14 protein-coding genes are annotated in these 14898 nt (G+C 71.4%); 10 read left to right on the forward strand and 4 right to left on the reverse strand.

The genetic code is table 11. From position 1 onward, the window contains the following. The first annotated feature begins 102 nt into the window (after positions 1–102). The 6 genes from glpK to BMG523DRAFT_RS15275 all read left to right on the forward strand — a co-directional run bounded on the left by glpK (position 103) and on the right by BMG523DRAFT_RS15275 (position 6594). Positions 103–1635: a glycerol kinase GlpK gene (gene glpK, locus BMG523DRAFT_RS15250; RefSeq protein ID WP_023841557.1), complete on the forward strand. Its 1533-nt coding sequence runs from the start codon at positions 103–105 to the stop codon at positions 1633–1635. 250 nt (positions 1636–1885) lie between these two features. Then, positions 1886–2425, forward strand: a complete 540-nt coding sequence (locus tag BMG523DRAFT_RS15255; RefSeq protein WP_023841558.1) for a transcriptional regulator — start codon at positions 1886–1888, stop codon at positions 2423–2425. 123 nt (positions 2426–2548) lie between these two features. Then, positions 2549–3673, forward strand: coding sequence for an ABC transporter ATP-binding protein (locus tag BMG523DRAFT_RS15260; RefSeq protein WP_035730264.1), 1125 nt, complete (start codon positions 2549–2551; stop codon positions 3671–3673). Continuing rightward, a complete protein-coding gene (locus BMG523DRAFT_RS15265) occupies positions 3670–4455 on the forward strand; it encodes an ABC transporter permease (RefSeq protein ID WP_011436093.1) in 786 nt (261 codons plus the stop codon). Before BMG523DRAFT_RS15260 ends, BMG523DRAFT_RS15265 begins: the two co-directional genes overlap by 4 nt. Before the next feature lie 138 nt (positions 4456–4593). Next, positions 4594–5622 carry a heme A synthase gene (locus tag BMG523DRAFT_RS15270; RefSeq protein ID WP_011436092.1) on the forward strand — a complete coding sequence of 343 codons (1029 nt, stop codon included), beginning with the start codon at positions 4594–4596 and terminating at the stop codon, positions 5620–5622. A gap of 429 nt (positions 5623–6051) precedes the next feature. Continuing rightward, positions 6052–6594 (forward strand): NADPH-dependent FMN reductase, encoded by a 543-nt coding sequence (locus BMG523DRAFT_RS15275; protein ID WP_083494836.1) that lies wholly within the window; start codon positions 6052–6054, stop codon positions 6592–6594. A 47-nt stretch (positions 6595–6641) separates the two neighbouring features. On the opposite strand, the gene BMG523DRAFT_RS15280 is transcribed toward BMG523DRAFT_RS15275, so the two are convergent. From BMG523DRAFT_RS15280 to BMG523DRAFT_RS15290, 3 genes are all read right to left on the reverse strand, one after another. Next, a complete protein-coding gene (locus BMG523DRAFT_RS15280) occupies positions 6642–6935 on the reverse strand; it encodes a hypothetical protein (RefSeq protein WP_011436090.1) in 294 nt (97 codons plus the stop codon). 396 nt (positions 6936–7331) lie between these two features. Beyond that, a complete protein-coding gene (locus tag BMG523DRAFT_RS15285; protein WP_035941788.1) occupies positions 7332–7715 on the reverse strand; it encodes a hypothetical protein in 384 nt (127 codons plus the stop codon). Between the two features lie 188 nt (positions 7716–7903). Continuing rightward, positions 7904–8773 (reverse strand): heme o synthase, encoded by an 870-nt coding sequence (locus BMG523DRAFT_RS15290; protein ID WP_011436088.1) that lies wholly within the window; start codon positions 8771–8773, stop codon positions 7904–7906. Positions 8774–9536: 763 nt separating this feature from the next. On the opposite strand from BMG523DRAFT_RS15290, the gene tal reads away from it, so the two are divergent. The 4 genes from tal (at position 9537) to pgl (ending at position 14254) form a co-directional block, all read left to right on the forward strand. Next, on the forward strand, positions 9537–10652 hold the full coding sequence (gene tal / locus BMG523DRAFT_RS15295) for a transaldolase (protein ID WP_043591427.1): 1116 nt from the start codon (positions 9537–9539) through the stop codon (positions 10650–10652). A 142-nt stretch (positions 10653–10794) separates the two neighbouring features. Next, positions 10795–12327 carry a glucose-6-phosphate dehydrogenase gene (gene zwf, locus BMG523DRAFT_RS15300; RefSeq protein WP_011436086.1) on the forward strand — a complete coding sequence of 511 codons (1533 nt, stop codon included), beginning with the start codon at positions 10795–10797 and terminating at the stop codon, positions 12325–12327. Between the two features lie 20 nt (positions 12328–12347). Next, positions 12348–13460 (forward strand): glucose-6-phosphate dehydrogenase assembly protein OpcA, encoded by a 1113-nt coding sequence (locus BMG523DRAFT_RS15305; protein WP_011436085.1) that lies wholly within the window; start codon positions 12348–12350, stop codon positions 13458–13460. After that, a complete protein-coding gene (gene pgl, locus BMG523DRAFT_RS15310) occupies positions 13457–14254 on the forward strand; it encodes a 6-phosphogluconolactonase (RefSeq protein ID WP_011436084.1) in 798 nt (265 codons plus the stop codon). The genes BMG523DRAFT_RS15305 and pgl overlap by 4 nt, the downstream gene beginning before the upstream one ends. A 69-nt stretch (positions 14255–14323) precedes the next feature. On the opposite strand, the gene BMG523DRAFT_RS15315 is transcribed toward pgl, so the two are convergent. Continuing rightward, positions 14324–14674, reverse strand: a complete 351-nt coding sequence (locus BMG523DRAFT_RS15315) for an SHOCT domain-containing protein (RefSeq protein ID WP_051623889.1) — start codon at positions 14672–14674, stop codon at positions 14324–14326. Positions 14675–14898: the final 224 nt, after the last annotated feature.

Consider the following 14898-nt stretch of genomic DNA (forward strand, 5'->3'; position numbering starts at 1 on the left):
CTCCCCCGCGTCCCTCTCCTTACCGTGCATCGCTCCCCTACCATGCCTCCTTACCATGCGTCCTTACCATGCGTCAGCGGACCCGTGGGCGGGAGGAACGAGATGAGCGTGCCGGCACGCGGATCCCTGGTGGCGGCGGTCGACCAGGGGACCACCGGGACCACGGTCTGCCTGCTCGACCGGGACGGGGTGGTCGTCGGCCGCGGCTACACCGGGATCCGGCCCGGGTTCCCCCGGCCGGGCTGGGTCGAGCAGGATCCGGACGAGCTCTGGCGCAGCGTCGTCGACACCGTCGCCGCGGCCCTGGCCGGCTGCGGTCGCCGGGCCGGGGAGCTCGCCGCCCTCGGCATCACCAACCAGCGCGAGACCACCGTGCTGTGGGACCGGCGGACCTCCGCCCCGGTCCACCCGGCCATCGGGTGGCAGGACCGGCGGACGGCCGCGGTCTGCGAACGCCTCACCGCCGAGGGGCACGCGGGTGCGGTGGGGGAACGCACCGGGCTGGTACTCGACCCCTACTTCTCCGGTACCAAGATCGGCTGGATCCTGGACGACGACCCCGGGCTGCGCCGGCGCGCCGGCCGGGGGGAGATCGCCTTCGGCACCGTCGATTCCTGGCTGGTCTGGAAGCTGACCGCCGGGGCCGCGCACGTCACCGACGTCACGAACGCCTCCCGCACCCTGCTGCTCGACCTCGCCGCCGCGACCTGGTCCCCGGAGATGCTCGATCTGCTGGGCGTTCCCGCCGAGGTGCTGCCCGCTGTCGCGCCGAGCTCGCGGGTCTACGCCGAGACCGATCCGGACGCCTTCCTCGGCGTGCGGATCCCGGTGGCGGCCGTGATCGGCGACCAGCAGGCCGCTCTGTTCGCCCAGGGCTGCTTCGAACCCGGCCAGGCCAAGAACACCTATGGCACCGGTTCCTTCGTGCTGGTGAACACCGGCTCGGCCCTGCCGGCGCCGCAGTCGACGCTGCTGCGGACCGCGGCGTTCCAGCTCGACGGCGAACCGGTGCGGTACGCGCTGGAGGGAGCGGTCCTGTCCACCGGTGCCGCCGTCGACTGGCTACGGGACTCCCTGGGGATCATCCGGGATGCCACCGAGACCGCCGACCTGGCCGCCTCCCTGACCGGCAACGACGGCGTCTACTTCGTCCCGGCGCTCGCCGGCCTCGGCGCCCCTCACTGGGATCCCCGCGCCCGCGGCGCACTGCTCGGGATCACCCGGGGGACCACCCGGGCGCACGTCGTCCGCGCGGTGCTCGAGGGCATCGCCTACCGCACCCGGGACGTCGTCGAGGCGATGGGTGCCGCGGGCTTCCCGGTGCGCGAGCTGCGGGCCGACGGCGGGGCCGCCCGCAACCACTGGCTCATGCAGTTCCAGGCCGACCTGCTCGGCGTCGAGCTCGACGTCCCGGACAACATCGAGACGACCGCGCTCGGTTCGGCCTACCTCGCGGGGCTCGCGACCGGGTTCTTCGCCGACCGCGAGGAGCTCGCCGGGCATCGGCGCAGCGCCGAGCGGTACCGGCCGAGGCTGTCCCGGGCCGAGCGGGACCGGTCCTACCGGCGATGGCTGCGCGCCGTGGACCGGGCCCGGGACTGGGCCAAGGACGCCGACGACGCCGACTGGGACTGACCGGGCCGACGGTGCCGACCGGGCCGACCGGGCCGACCGGGACTGACCGGCCGACCGGGCTGACGGGGCTGGCGCGGCCGGAAAAACACTGTCGCGATTCCCGGATTGCGCCCCGCGACCGCGGGACCACGCCAGGGCCACGTTCCCTCGCGGCTTCTTGGTCGAACCGGCTGCCAGACGAACCGAGGCCTGACAATCTGTCACAGGGGGCGGTTGGCGTCTCCTGTCGACCTTGACCCGGACGGAGACCGTGACCGAGGCGGACTACGCCCTGGAGCTCGGCCGCCGGCTTCGCGCGGCGCGCAACCGGCGTGGCTTGTCGCTGCTGGACGTCCAGGAGCGCACGCATGGCCGGTGGACTGCCGGGACCCTGGGCGCCTACGAGCGAGGCTCTCGGACCCTGCGCGTGCATCGACTGGTCGAGCTCGCCGAGCTGTACGACGTTCCCGCGACGCTGCTGGTACCGCCGGCCGCCGATCGCCGCGAGACCGACCATCTGCCGCCGCTGGTCATCGACCTGCGCCGGCTGCGCAAGCTGCCCCCGACCCGCACCGGACCGCTGCGGCGCTGGATCGCCATCGTGCAGGTCCTGCGGTCGGACAGTTCACGCGACGTCCTGCGGCTGCGTCGCTCCGACCTGCAGTCGTTGTCCCGGCTCTACAGCACCACGCCGGCGATGCTGTACGAGCGGCTGGGCGCCTGGGGAGCGCTGGTGGAGCCAGGCGAGCCGGTGGCGGTCGGCGGGCGCCGCCGGGCGCTGCCCGTCCGCCCGCCGCAGCAACGGGGCTAGCAACGGGACTGGCAACGGGACTAGGGCACGGCCGCCCGGTGGTGCCCGTTCCACCCAGCCGAAGGCCTCGTGCCGGGGCGGACCGGCCCTCCGCCCGACCCGCGATGTCCGTAGGATCGCAAGGTGGCCGAGATCCTGGCAGTCAGTGTCACGGACCTCGTGAAGACGTATTCCTCGCGGTCCGCTTCCCCGCGTTCCGGTCGTCGTCCTCACGGGTCCGGGCGGCGGACCCGCACCGGTCGGGCCGGGCGCGGTCCCGCGGCGTTCTCCACGTCCCCTACGCCGTCCCCTACGCCCCCCGTGCGCCAGGCGCCCCCGGCGCCGCCGGTCCCTTCCGGCGACGCCGCTCGACCGTCGACGACACCCGATGGTCGGATACGCGCCGTGGACGAACTGTCACTTACCGTCCCGACCGGCACGGTCACGGCGCTGCTCGGGCCGAACGGCGCCGGCAAGACAACCACCGTGGAGATCTGCGAGGGATTCCGCCGTGCCGACGCGGGCGAGGTGCGGGTCCTCGGACTCGACCCCTGGGCGGACGCCGTTGCCCTGCGCCCCCGGGTCGGGGTGATGCTGCAGTCCGGGGGGATGTATCCCGGCGCCCGCGCCGGCGAGATGCTGCGCCTCGTCGCCTCGCACTACCGCCACCCGCTGGATCCCGCGGCGCTGTTGGACCGGCTCGGGCTGGCCGGGTCCGCCGGTACCCCGTTCCGCCGGCTCTCCGGCGGCCAGCAGCAGCGGCTGTCGCTGGCGATGGCCGTGGTCGGCCGCCCGGAGCTGGTCTTCCTCGACGAGCCGACGGCCGGGTTGGACGTCCAGGGCCGGCGGGACACCTGGGAACTCGTCGAGGAGCTGCGCACGGCCGGGGTCACCGTCGTGCTGACCACCCACGCCATGGACGAGGCCGAACGGCTCGCCGATCAGGTGATCATCGTCGACCACGGCAGGGTGGTGGCGGTCGGCTCCCCCGCGGAGCTCACCCGGGGCGGCGCCGAGGGGCAGCTGCGCTTCCGGGCCCCCGCCGGGCTGGATCTCGGCCGGCTGCTGCTCGCGCTGCCCGACGGCACCACCGTGCAGGAGGGCCCGGCTGGGCACTACCTGTTGCAGGGCACGGTCGACCCGCAACTGCTCGCCGCGGTGACCGCCTGGTGCGCGGGTAACGGCATCCTGGCAGAGGATCTCCGGGTCGAACAACGCACGCTGGAGGACGTCTTCGTGGAACTGACCGGATCGGAGCTGCGCTCATGACCGGCGTCCCGCTGCTCGATCTGCGCCCGGCTCCGGCGCCCGCCTCACGGGTCCGGATGCTGGCGGCACAGACCAGGCTCGAGCTGGTACTCACCCTGCGGCGCGGCGAGTCCGTCCTGCTCACCCTGATCATCCCGGTCGGTCTGCTGGCCTTCTTCACCGCCGTCGACGTGCTGCCGAGCTCCACCGAGCGGCCGGTGGACTTCCTCGTCCCCGGGGTGCTCGCGCTGGCCGTGATGTCGACCGCCTTCACCGGGCAGGCGATCGCGACGGGCTTCGAACGCTCCTACGGCGTACTCAAACGCCTCGGGGCGACCCCGCTGCCGCGCGTGGTCCTGCTCGCCGGCAAGACGTTGGCGGTGCTCGCCGTCGAGGTCATCCAGCTGGTGCTCCTGGTGGCGGTCGGATTCGCGCTGGGCTGGGACCCGACCGGCGGGCCGGTCGGGGTTCCGGCGGTGCTGGCGCTACTCGTCCTGGGCACAGCCGCGTTCTCGGGGCTCGGCCTGCTGATGGCCGGAGCCCTGCGGGCCGAGGCGACGCTCGCCGCCGCCAACGGCGTCTACCTGGTGCTGCTGCTGATCGGCGGGGTGGTGTTCCCGCTGTCGAAGCTTCCCGGCTGGCTGCGGGCGGTCGCCGAGGCGCTGCCGACCGCGGCGCTGTCGGACGGGCTGCGGGCCGTCCTGGCAGAGGGCGACGGTCCGGGGGCACGCCCCCTGATCGTGCTCGTGGCCTGGGCGGTGGCGAGTCTGGCGCTCGCCGCCCGCACCTTCCGTTGGGAGTAGAGCCGACTGGGAGTAGAGCCGACACCGCGACCATCCGGCCGGCAGGCACCATCCGGCCGGCAGGCACCATCCGGCCGGCAGGCACCATCCGACCAACGGAGAAGGATCCGAGCGGCCCGTGCCGGACAGGGCGTTACCATGGCAGTCGTGCCAGCTTCTACAGAGCGTCGGAGTTTGCCGCTGATCAGCCTTCGCGCCTTCCGGCTCCTCACCACGCTCAACGTGGTCTTGCTGTCACTGATCGTGGTGAGTGGCGGCGTGGTCCGCCTGACCGGCTCCGGCCTCGGCTGCCCGACCTGGCCGCAGTGCGGGGACGGCTCGTTCGTGCCGCACTCGGAATACGCCCTGCACGGAGCGATCGAGTTCGGCAACCGGGTCGTCGGCCTGGTGGTCGGCCTCGTGACGCTGATCACCCCGCTGGTCGCGCTCCGCCTGCGGGGCGGACGGCGGCGCGATCTTCGACTGCTGTCCTTCGGCCTCTGGGTGGGTTTCCTCGGGCAGGCCGTGCTCGGCGGGATCACCGTCCTGACGAAGCTGCACCCGGCGACCGTCGCCGCCCATTTCCTGCTCTCCATGGTCCTGCTGTGGAACGCGGTCCTGCTGGACCACCGGGCCCGCCAGGACGCGGGTGCGCCGACCCCGGGGGTCGGTCCCGCGCTGCGGTGGCTGGCGCGCCTGCTGGTGGTCGTCTCGGCGGGGGTGCTCGTCCTCGGCACGGTCGTGACCGGCGCCGGGCCGCACAGCGGTGACAGCGACCATCCGGCCCGCTTCGGGTTCGACCTCGTCAACGTCTCCCAACTGCACGCCGACGGCGCGATGCTGCTGGTCGGGCTCGTCGCGGCCATGGCGTTCGCGGTGCGGGTCGCCGAGGCCCCCGACGAGGCCAGGCGGACCTCCCTCGCCCTGGTCGGGACCGTCCTCGCGCAGGCCGCGATCGGATTCACTCAGTACTTCCTCGGCGTTCCCGCCCTCCTCGTCGCCCTGCACATGACCGGGGCGACCGTGATGTGGGTCGCCGCGCTGCGGCTCTGGCTCGCCCTGAGCTCCCGGCACCCCCGGCCGGCACCGGACGCGGCGCCCACGCTCGCGGCGGCCGGCGCCGAGGTCCCCGCGCCCGCCGGGCCGGTCGGGACCACCGCCCCCACCGGCGCCGGCATCGGCTCCTAGACCACCGACACCCTGGCCACGGCGGCCACGCCCCGTTCCTGAGACGGGAAACAGTCCCGGCGGCCGGCTCGACGTCCGACGACCCGCCGCGGCACGGCCTCCGCCGAGGGGCCGACGTCGCGACGGAAACGCGACGGACAAGTGTGGAGGGTTGGGCATGGTCTGGAGACCGTCCCCCAGACCGGGCGCCAGCGCCACTACCGAGTGTAACCGATCACAGCCTTATGTGATCTTGTCGAGGCCCTGCCCCGACTCCTCACAATGCAACAGCGCCGTTGCGGGGGTCTCGCCGGATGACCGATGATTTGGAGCTCGATTATGATGGATGGAGGCTTGGACAAGCCTGACCTTCCCAACTCAGGAGTAATTTTCCATTTCTGGCACACCCAACGAAGGACCAGGTGAAAGTCGGCGGCTAGAATCGGCCGTGTGGATGCCACCCAAAAAATTCTTCTGCTATGCGGAAGCCTCCGCGCCGGGTCGTCCAACTCGGCGCTGCTACGCACCACGCGAGCATTGACCCCGCCGGGATTCGTTGCGGACGACTACGACGGTATGGCCAAGCTGCCGCACTTTAACCCTAACGACGACCAAGATCCTTTGCCTGTGTCGGTAGTGGACCTGCGGGCCCGCATTGCATCGGCCGCTGCGATCCTGATCTGCACGCCGGAGTACGCGGGCGCACTGCCGGGTTCCTTTAAGAACCTGCTCGACTGGACCGTCGGTGGGATCGAGATCGGGGACAAACCCACGGCATGGATCAACGTATCGCCGTCCACGACAAAGGCCGCGGACGCGCACGATTCCCTGCGCAAGGTGCTGCGTTACACCGGCGCCATGATCGTCGAGGAAGCCTGCATGCACATCCCCGTCCACAGATCGACCATCAACGACCAGGGCGTGGTCACCGATGACCAGATCCGGGCCGGTGTGCTCAAGTCACTGGCCGCGCTGACCGCAGCGGTCTCGTGAACCAGACCGGTCCCCGGGGTGGAGCGACCCGGGGACCGGGTCGACCGCTACAACACCTGCGCCGATTCATGCAGGTCCCGCTGCCGGATGAAGAAGAAGGCAACCAGGGCGCCGACCGCGCACACAATGGCGCAGACGACCATGACGCTGGTGAAGCTATGCACGAACGCGGCCCGACCGGCGTCGCCAGCCCGGGTGATGTTGCCGACGGCAACTTCCCGTCCCACGGCCGAAGGTCCAGCGTACTTCGACAGCACCAGCTGCTGAAACAGCGCGCCGAAGCCGGCGATCCCGATGGCGACACCAACCTGCTGAAAGGTCTCGCCGATGCCGGTGGCCATGCCCGCCTTCGCGGCCCTACCTGCCAGCGCTGGCGTCGTTCGCCCGCCACCTCCGCAACGACTACGACGCCGTCGTCGCCGGGCTCACCCTGCCGCACAGTTCCGGGCCCGTCGAGGGCGCCGTGATTCCACGTAACTGTAAGTAGGCGGAATGAAATAACCTGTGCAACTTGAGCCTCTCGCGGCCCTGTGACCTGCTAAGATGCTCCCGAACATGCATTTGTTATTTCATTACGATTCCTAAAGATGGTGAAGAGGCAGATGTATGGACGGGCGAACTTCGATCTCCTGCGTAAGCGCGTGTTGATCAGACAACTCGGAAACCAGGCCATCACGTGATCGTCGCCAGAACCGAATAACGCGATCGCCTCCGCTGCCGCGGGAGACGGAACGGGATCAGGCGGGCGCGGACCCGGCGGAGGCTGGCCGGCCAGGACGGCAGTGTGCGGGTCGGGACCGGACGCGGGCTGCCGCCGGGTGGGGTGGTGGGTGTTCGGGGGTGTCGTGCCAGCACAGGCTGAACGCGCAGTTCACCAGGGCCGGGTGGCGGGCGATCGCGGTGGCGGAGCGGACCTGGACGTCGGCCCAGCCGAGTTCGTGTGTGATCTGTTTGTAGTCTTGTTCGACCCAGCCGTGCGGCCCGTACAGGCGGTCGATCTCGCTGTGGGCGGCGGGTGGGAACGCCGATGCCGCCGCGGTGGGCAGGTCGGGGTGGGGCAGGGTGGTGGCCAGATACCAGGTGCTGGTCGATGGCAGGGTCGCCGGGTCGGTGGTGGCCACGACCAGCCGCGGTGGTCCGCCGGGTCTGGGTGTGCCCGTCCGGTAGACGCGCCGCACTGGTGTCAACTGGCCAGGACGGGTGGGCCCGTCCCAGACCCTTCGCGGGCGGCCCGCCGGCAAAACAACGCCCCGTCCCGCCCGGTGACACCGGGATCAGGACGGGGCGGGGTCGGTGGGGTCGGGCGAGATCAGACGAGAGCGGTGACGGCGATCGCCACGAACAGCAGGGTCAGATACGTGATCGACATGTGGAACAGGCGCATCGGCCTCGGGTCCTCGCCGTGCCGGGCCCGGCGGGCGACCCGGTGCGACTCGACCAGGAACCAGGCTCCCACCGCGACGGCGGCGACGAGGTAGACCGGGCCGGTGGAGGCGACGGGAGCGACCGCGAGCGAGGCGGCGACCATCGCGTAGGCGTAGCCCAGCATCCGCCGGGTGACGACCTGGACGGAGGCGACGACCGGCAGCATGGGGACGCCCGCCGCGGCGTAGTCGTCGCGGAACTTCATCGCCAACGCCCAGAAGTGCGGCGGGGTCCAGAAGAAGACGACGGCGAACAGCAGCACCGCGGCCCAGCCGACGGTCCCCGTGACCGCCGACCATCCGATCAGGACGGGGAAGCAGCCGGCCGCGCCCCCGATGACGATGTTCGACGGGGTGCGGCGCTTCAGCCCGAGGGTGTAGACGAAAACGTAGAAGGCGATCGCCCCGTCCGCCAGCAGCGCGGAGGGCCAGTTGACCAGGAAACCGAAGAGCAGCGTCGAGACGATCCCGATCACGATGCCGAAGGTCAGCGCCTCCGTGGGCGTGACGGTCGCCCGCACGAGCGGACGGCGCTTCGTGCGGCCCATCATCTGATCGATGTCACGATCGACGTAACAGTTGATCGTGTTCGCGCTGCCGGCGGCGAGGGTTCCCGCCACCAGGGTCACGGCGATCAGCCGGAGCGACGGCACGCCCCGTTCGGCGAGCATCATGACCGGGACGGTGGTGATGAGCAGCAGTTCGACCACGCGCAGCTTCATTAGGGCGACATAGCCGCGGGCCTTCGCCGACACGGCCGCCCAGCCCCCGCGAGTCGCGTGCCCGGCGCCCGGGAGCCCGTCGGCGGGCGGATCGGCTGCGGGGGCTGGCGGGCCGGCTGCGAGGGCTGGCGGGCCGCCGACCCCCGGCGCCGGTGCGGGGACACCGGGCGGCTCGAGCGCCGGCGCCGGTGCGGTCGTTGGCTTGGAGGCGCCCGCCCGCCCCGGTCCGCGGGCGGGGACATGCCGGTGACGAAGGACGGCCTCGGTAGACAGAGCGACCTCGCGATCGGCGGGATCGACGGGCGACCCACGCGGGACGGTGCCCCGAAAGTCGGAGCGGACGGTGTTCTACGACGTGTCGGAGTCTAGCCGCCGCGGCGCTGCGTACGCGCGTCGACCGCGCCCGGACCCCCGCCGCCGTCCTGCGTCCTCTCTCACAACCGCGCCACGCGGCCCCCCGGGCGGCGGCGACCGACATGTACTGGCGTGGGGCATCGGACAGCGACGGTGGGCATGGCGCATGGACGGCGGGCATCGGGCATCAGGCATGAACCGCAGGGACCGGGATTCCACTCGTCGTGCGCGTTGTTCTCCCAACCGCCACCCGACTGTCACGGGGATCCGCAGACTGGGATCAGACTGGAAACAGACTGGGATGGAGCCGGCCCCAGAGGGTAGTGCCCTGAAGGGGGTGCGCCCATCCGAAGCGCGAGAACGGCCATGAAGCGCGAGAACAGCTTGGAGGCCTTGGAGACATGGTGAGGACGCCACCGCCCGCGGAGAGGAAGTCAGCCCGATGAGCAATCCCCTGTCCGAGCTCTCAGCCGCCGGAGTGGCGGTCTGGCTGGACGACATCAGCCGGGACCGCCTACGCACCGGCAACCTCGCCCACCTGGTCGAGAACCGCGGCGTCGTCGGCGTGACGAGCAACCCGACCATCTTCCAGAAGGCGATCAGTTCGAGCGACCTGTACGACGAGCAGCTGCACGACCTGGCGATCCGCGGCGTGGACGTCGGCGAGGCCGTCCGGGCCATCACGGCCGCCGACGTGCGCGACGCCTGCGACGTGCTGCGCGGCGTCTACGACGCCAGCGGCGGCGTCGACGGCCGGGTGTCCCTGGAGGTCGATCCCCGGCTCGCCCACGAGGCCGAGCGCACGCTCGCCGAGGCGCGTGCCCTGTGGTGGCTGGTCGACCGGCCCAACCTGTTCATCAAGATTCCCGCCACCCGGGCCGGCCTCTCGGCAATCACCGAGACGCTTGCCCAGGGCATCAGCGTGAACGTGACGCTGATCTTCGGACTCGACCGGTACGACGCCGTGATCGACGCGTTCATGACCGGTCTGGAGAAGGCCCTGGCCGCGGGGCGCGACATCACCGACCTGGCCTCGGTCGCGTCGTTCTTCGTCAGCCGGGTGGACACCGAGGTCGATCAGCGGCTGGAGAAGATCGGCACCCCGGAGGCGAAGGCGCTGCGCGGCCGGGCCGCCGTCGCCAACGCCCGGCTGGCCTTCGAGCGGTACGAGAAGGCGTTCGCCACCCCCCGCTGGGCGGCCCTGGCCGCGGCGGGCGCGAAGCCCCAACGCCCGCTGTGGGCGTCAACCTCCACCAAGGACCCGTCCCTGCCGGACACGATCTACGTCACCGAGCTGATCGCGCCCGGAACCGTCAACACGATGCCGGAGGCGACCCTGGAGGCGTTCGCCGACCACGGGTCGGTGACGGGTGAGACGATCCGCCCCCGCTACGAGGAGGCCCACGAGGTGTTCGCCCAGCTCACAGCCGTCGGAATCGATCTCGACGACGTGATCGAGACCCTGGAGAGCCAGGGCGTACAGAAGTTCGAGGACTCGTGGACCCAGCTGTTGGACACCATCGCGGCGCACCTGGGATCAGCCGGTTCGTCCGCGTAAGGCCTGGCGCCGGCCGTGGCCGTGGCGGTCGCCACGGCCGTCGCCACGGCCGTGATGATCGTCTCAGCGTCGTTCATGGACACCCGACGGTCCCCGGTGAAACAACCTCGGAGAGACCACAAGCAGAACGAAGGGGGAACGGGTGGCGCCCACGGTGAGTACCAACCCGCTGCGGGACCCACGTGACCGCAGACTGCCGCGCCTGCCGGACGCGAGCGCCCTGGTGGTGTTCGGCGCTACCGGCGACCTGGCCCGCAAGAAGCTGATCCCCGCCGTCTACGACCTGGCCCACCGCGGCCTGCTGCCGCCGGGTTTCGTCCTGCTCGGGTTCGCCCGCCGGGACTGGCCCGACGAGGACTTCGCCGAGTTCGCCCGGCAGGCCGCCGAGAAGGGCGCCCGCACCCCCTTCCGTGCAGAGGTCTGGGACCGGCTGGCGGGCTCCGTGCGGTTCCTGCCAGGGTCCTTCGACGACGACGCCGCGTTCGACCGGCTCGCCCGCACGCTGGAGAGCCTGGAGCACTCCCACGGTATCCGTGGCAACGCGGCGTTCTACCTGTCGATCCCGCCGTCGGCCTTCCCGGTCGTGCTCAAGCAGATGCAGCGCACCGGGCTCTCCTCGGCCGCGGGTTCGGGCGGCTGGCGCCGGGTCGTCGTCGAGAAACCGTTCGGTCACGACCTGGAGTCGGCCCGGCAGCTCAACGCGCTCGTCGACGACGTCTTCACCCCGTCCGGGGTGTTCCGCATCGACCACTACCTGGGCAAGGAGACGGTCCAGAACCTCTTCGCGCTGCGCTTCGCCAACACGCTGTTCGAACCGATCTGGAACTCCCAGTTCGTCGATTCGGTGCAGATCACCATGGCCGAGGACGTCGGGATCGGCACCCGGGCCGGCTTCTACGACGAGACGGGCGCCGCTCGGGACGTGCTCCAGAACCACCTGTTGCAGCTGCTCGCCCTGACCGCGATGGAGGAGCCGGTCAGCTTCGGCGCGGAGACCATCCGCACCGAGAAGCTGAAGGTGCTCCGCGCGGTGTCGCTGCCCATGGACCTCACTCGCTACGCGGTAAGGGGGCAGTACGAGCAGGGCTGGCTCGCCGGGGAGCGGGTCCCGGGCTACCTCGACGAACAGGACATCCCTGCGCAGTCGCGGACGGAGACCTTCTCGGCGGTGCGCCTCGGCATCGAGACGCGCCGGTGGGCCGGGGTGCCGTTCTACCTGCGGACCGGCAAGCGGCTGCCACGGCGGGTCACCGAGGTCGCCATCTTCTTCAAGAAGGCGCCGCACCTGCCATTCGACGAGACCGCCACCACCGAGCTCGGCAACAACCAGCTGGTCATCCGGGTGCAGCCCGACGAGGGGGTCACGCTCAAGTTCGGCTCCAAGGTCCCCGGCTCGGCGATGGAGGTCCGGGACGTCGCGATGGACTTCCTGTTCGGTGAGGCGTTCACCGAGGCGCTGCCGGAGGCCTACGAACGGCTGATCCTCGACGTGCTGCTCGGCGACGCGACGCTGTTCCCGAACAACGCGGAGGTCGAGGAGTCCTGGCGGATCGTCGATCCGCTGGAGCGGCACTGGGCGGGCACCACCCCGCACCGCTACCGGGCCGGCACCTGGGGTCCGGCTGCCGCCGACGAGATGCTCGCCCACGACGGTCGCCGGTGGCGGCGGCCATGACCATGGATTAGGAGCCCCTCGTGACCACATTGTGGGACACCACCGGTTCTGAGGTGGTCAAGGCCCTCGCCGCCGAACGACGGGCGGCCGGAGCCCTGGCCTTCGGCCTGGCGCTGACCCTCGTCGTCGTCGTCGACGAAAAGCACGTCAGCGCCGCCGAGGGCGCGGCGACGCTGGCGGCCTCGGCCCATCCGTGCCGGCTACTGATCGTCGTCCGCCGGCAGGTCGACGTGCCGCATCCCCGGCTCGACGCCGAGGTCTCGATCGGCGGTCGGCTCGGCCCGGGCGAAGCGGTCGTGATGCGGATGTCCGGCCGGTTGGCGCTGCACGCGGAATCGGTCGTGCTTCCCCTGCTCGCACCGGACGCCCCGGTGGTCACCTGGTGGCACGACGAGCCGCCGGCCCGGATCGCCTACGACCCGCTCGGCGTGTTCGCCGACCGGCGGGTCACCGACGTCACCGCCAGCCCGGATCCGCTGTCGGCCCTGTTCCAGCGGGCCGCGGACTTCGCCCCCGGCGACACGGACCTGTCCTGGACCAGGCTGTCGCCCTGGCGCACCCTGCTCGCCGCCGCCTTCGACGCGGTGGTCAGCGAGCGGCCGGACTCGGCCGTCATCACCGCCGGCCGGGCCGATCCGAGCGCCCAGCTGTTCGCCGGCTGGCTCCAGAACAGGCTCGCCGTCCCGGTGACGGTCGACGAGACGGGCGGCCGGCCCGGTATCACCGCGGTCGCCGTCGCCCTCGACGGGGACCGGCTGGCCGTCTCCCGCACCGACTCCCGCTCGGCGATGATCTCCCGCACCGGGTACCCGGACCGGGTACTGCCTCTGGCCGACCGGGGCGTCGGGGACCTGCTCGCCGAGGAGCTGCGCCGGCTTGACGAGGACGCCGTCTACGCCGAGGCCCTGGGTACCTGGAGCGGCCTGCCGAACCTGACCAGACGCTCGCCGCACCGAGAGCACATCTGGCGGGACCCGATGGACCAGACCGTGGGCACCACGGACGCGTTGGCCGCCGGCGCCGCGACGTCGGGCGCCGTGACGTCGGGCACCGTGACGTCCAGCACCGCGGCCCCGGGCACCGCCCCGATGACGAGTGCCCCGAACAACGAACGGACGGTGGGTGGCGCATGACGGCCGAGCCGGAGCTCGTCCTCCATCGTGACGCCGGGGTACTGGCCAGGGCGGCCGCGGCCCGGCTGATCACCCGGCTGGTGGACGCCCAGACGGCCCGCGGGGAGGCCTCACTCGTCCTGACCGGCGGTGGCATCGGCATCGCCCTGCTGCGGGCGGTGCGATCGAACCCGGCTCTCGACGCGGTGGACTGGGGCAAGGTCGACATCTGGTGGGGCGACGAGCGGTTCGTCGCGGCCGGCTCGCCCGACCGCAACGAGCGGCAGGCGCGGGAGGCGCTGCTCGATCACATCCCGGTGGATCCCAAACGGATCTTCCCGATGGGCCATCTGGCGGCCCCGACCGCGGGCGGTGACGTCGAGGGACGGGCCTCGGCCTCCGGCTATACCGATCCGGAGTCCGCCGCGGCGGAGTACACCGCGCTGCTGGCCACCCGTGCCGTCGCCGGATCGGCGGTGCCGAGCTTCGACGTGGTGCTCCTCGGGCTCGGCCCGGAGGGCCATGTCGCCTCGCTGTTCCCGGACTCCCCCGCGGTCGTCGCGACCGAACCGGTGGTGGCCGTGCATGACTGCCCCAAACCACCGCCGGAACGCGTCACGCTGACCCTGCCGGCCATTCAGTCCGCCCACGAGGTCTGGGTGATCGTCGCCGGGGAGGAGAAGGCCGATGCGGTCGCGGCGTCGTTCTCCGGAGCGGGACCGATCACGATCCCGGCGACGGGAGCCGTCGGCCGCGACCGCAGCCTGTGGCTCGCCGACCGGGCCGCCGCCTCCCGGCTGCCCGGCTGGCAGTGACACGGTCCGTGGACGACCTGTCCCGTAGACCTGTCCCGTGGGCCGGGCCCACGGGACGGCACCGGCGGATCAGGTCAGGATCTTGGTCTTGCCCCGCTCGAACTCGGCCTCGCTGATGATCCCCCGGTCGCGCAGGTGCGCGAGCTTGCCGAGTTCGTCGGCGTCGCTCGTTGTCCCGGCGGCCTCCTGGAGGTAGGCGCGCCAGGCCTGTTCGTCGCGCTGCGCCGCGGCGCGGCTGCGCTCGTGCATGCTGCCACCCCGCACGATCAGGTAGGCGATCACGCCGAGCCAGGGCAGCACCACGATCGCGACCGTCCAGGCGGCCTTCGCCCATCCGGACAGATCCTGGCTGCGGAACACATCCATGATCACCGCAAACAGCAGCCACAGCCACAGGATGAAAGCAAAAAACCACAGCATATAGAGGAAGACACTGAGTAGCGGTAAGTATTCGGCGATGGCGTGGAGGGGCTGGTTCCGCCGTGTGGCGGTGTCGTGGCTGTGGCGGGAGTCGGGCGGAGTGTCCGCGGGNTGCTGGTGGGGGGTTGTGGGCTCTTCGTGATACGTCGGGTGTAGTTCCTGATACCGAGGACGCTGGTGATGTGTCCTGGGTGGTGTGTCTGTTCTGTCTGTCACCGATGATG

Origin of the sequence: Frankia sp. BMG5.23 (assembly GCF_000685765.2) — a bacterium.
GTDB lineage: Bacteria > Actinomycetota > Actinomycetes > Frankiales > Frankiaceae > Frankia > Frankia casuarinae.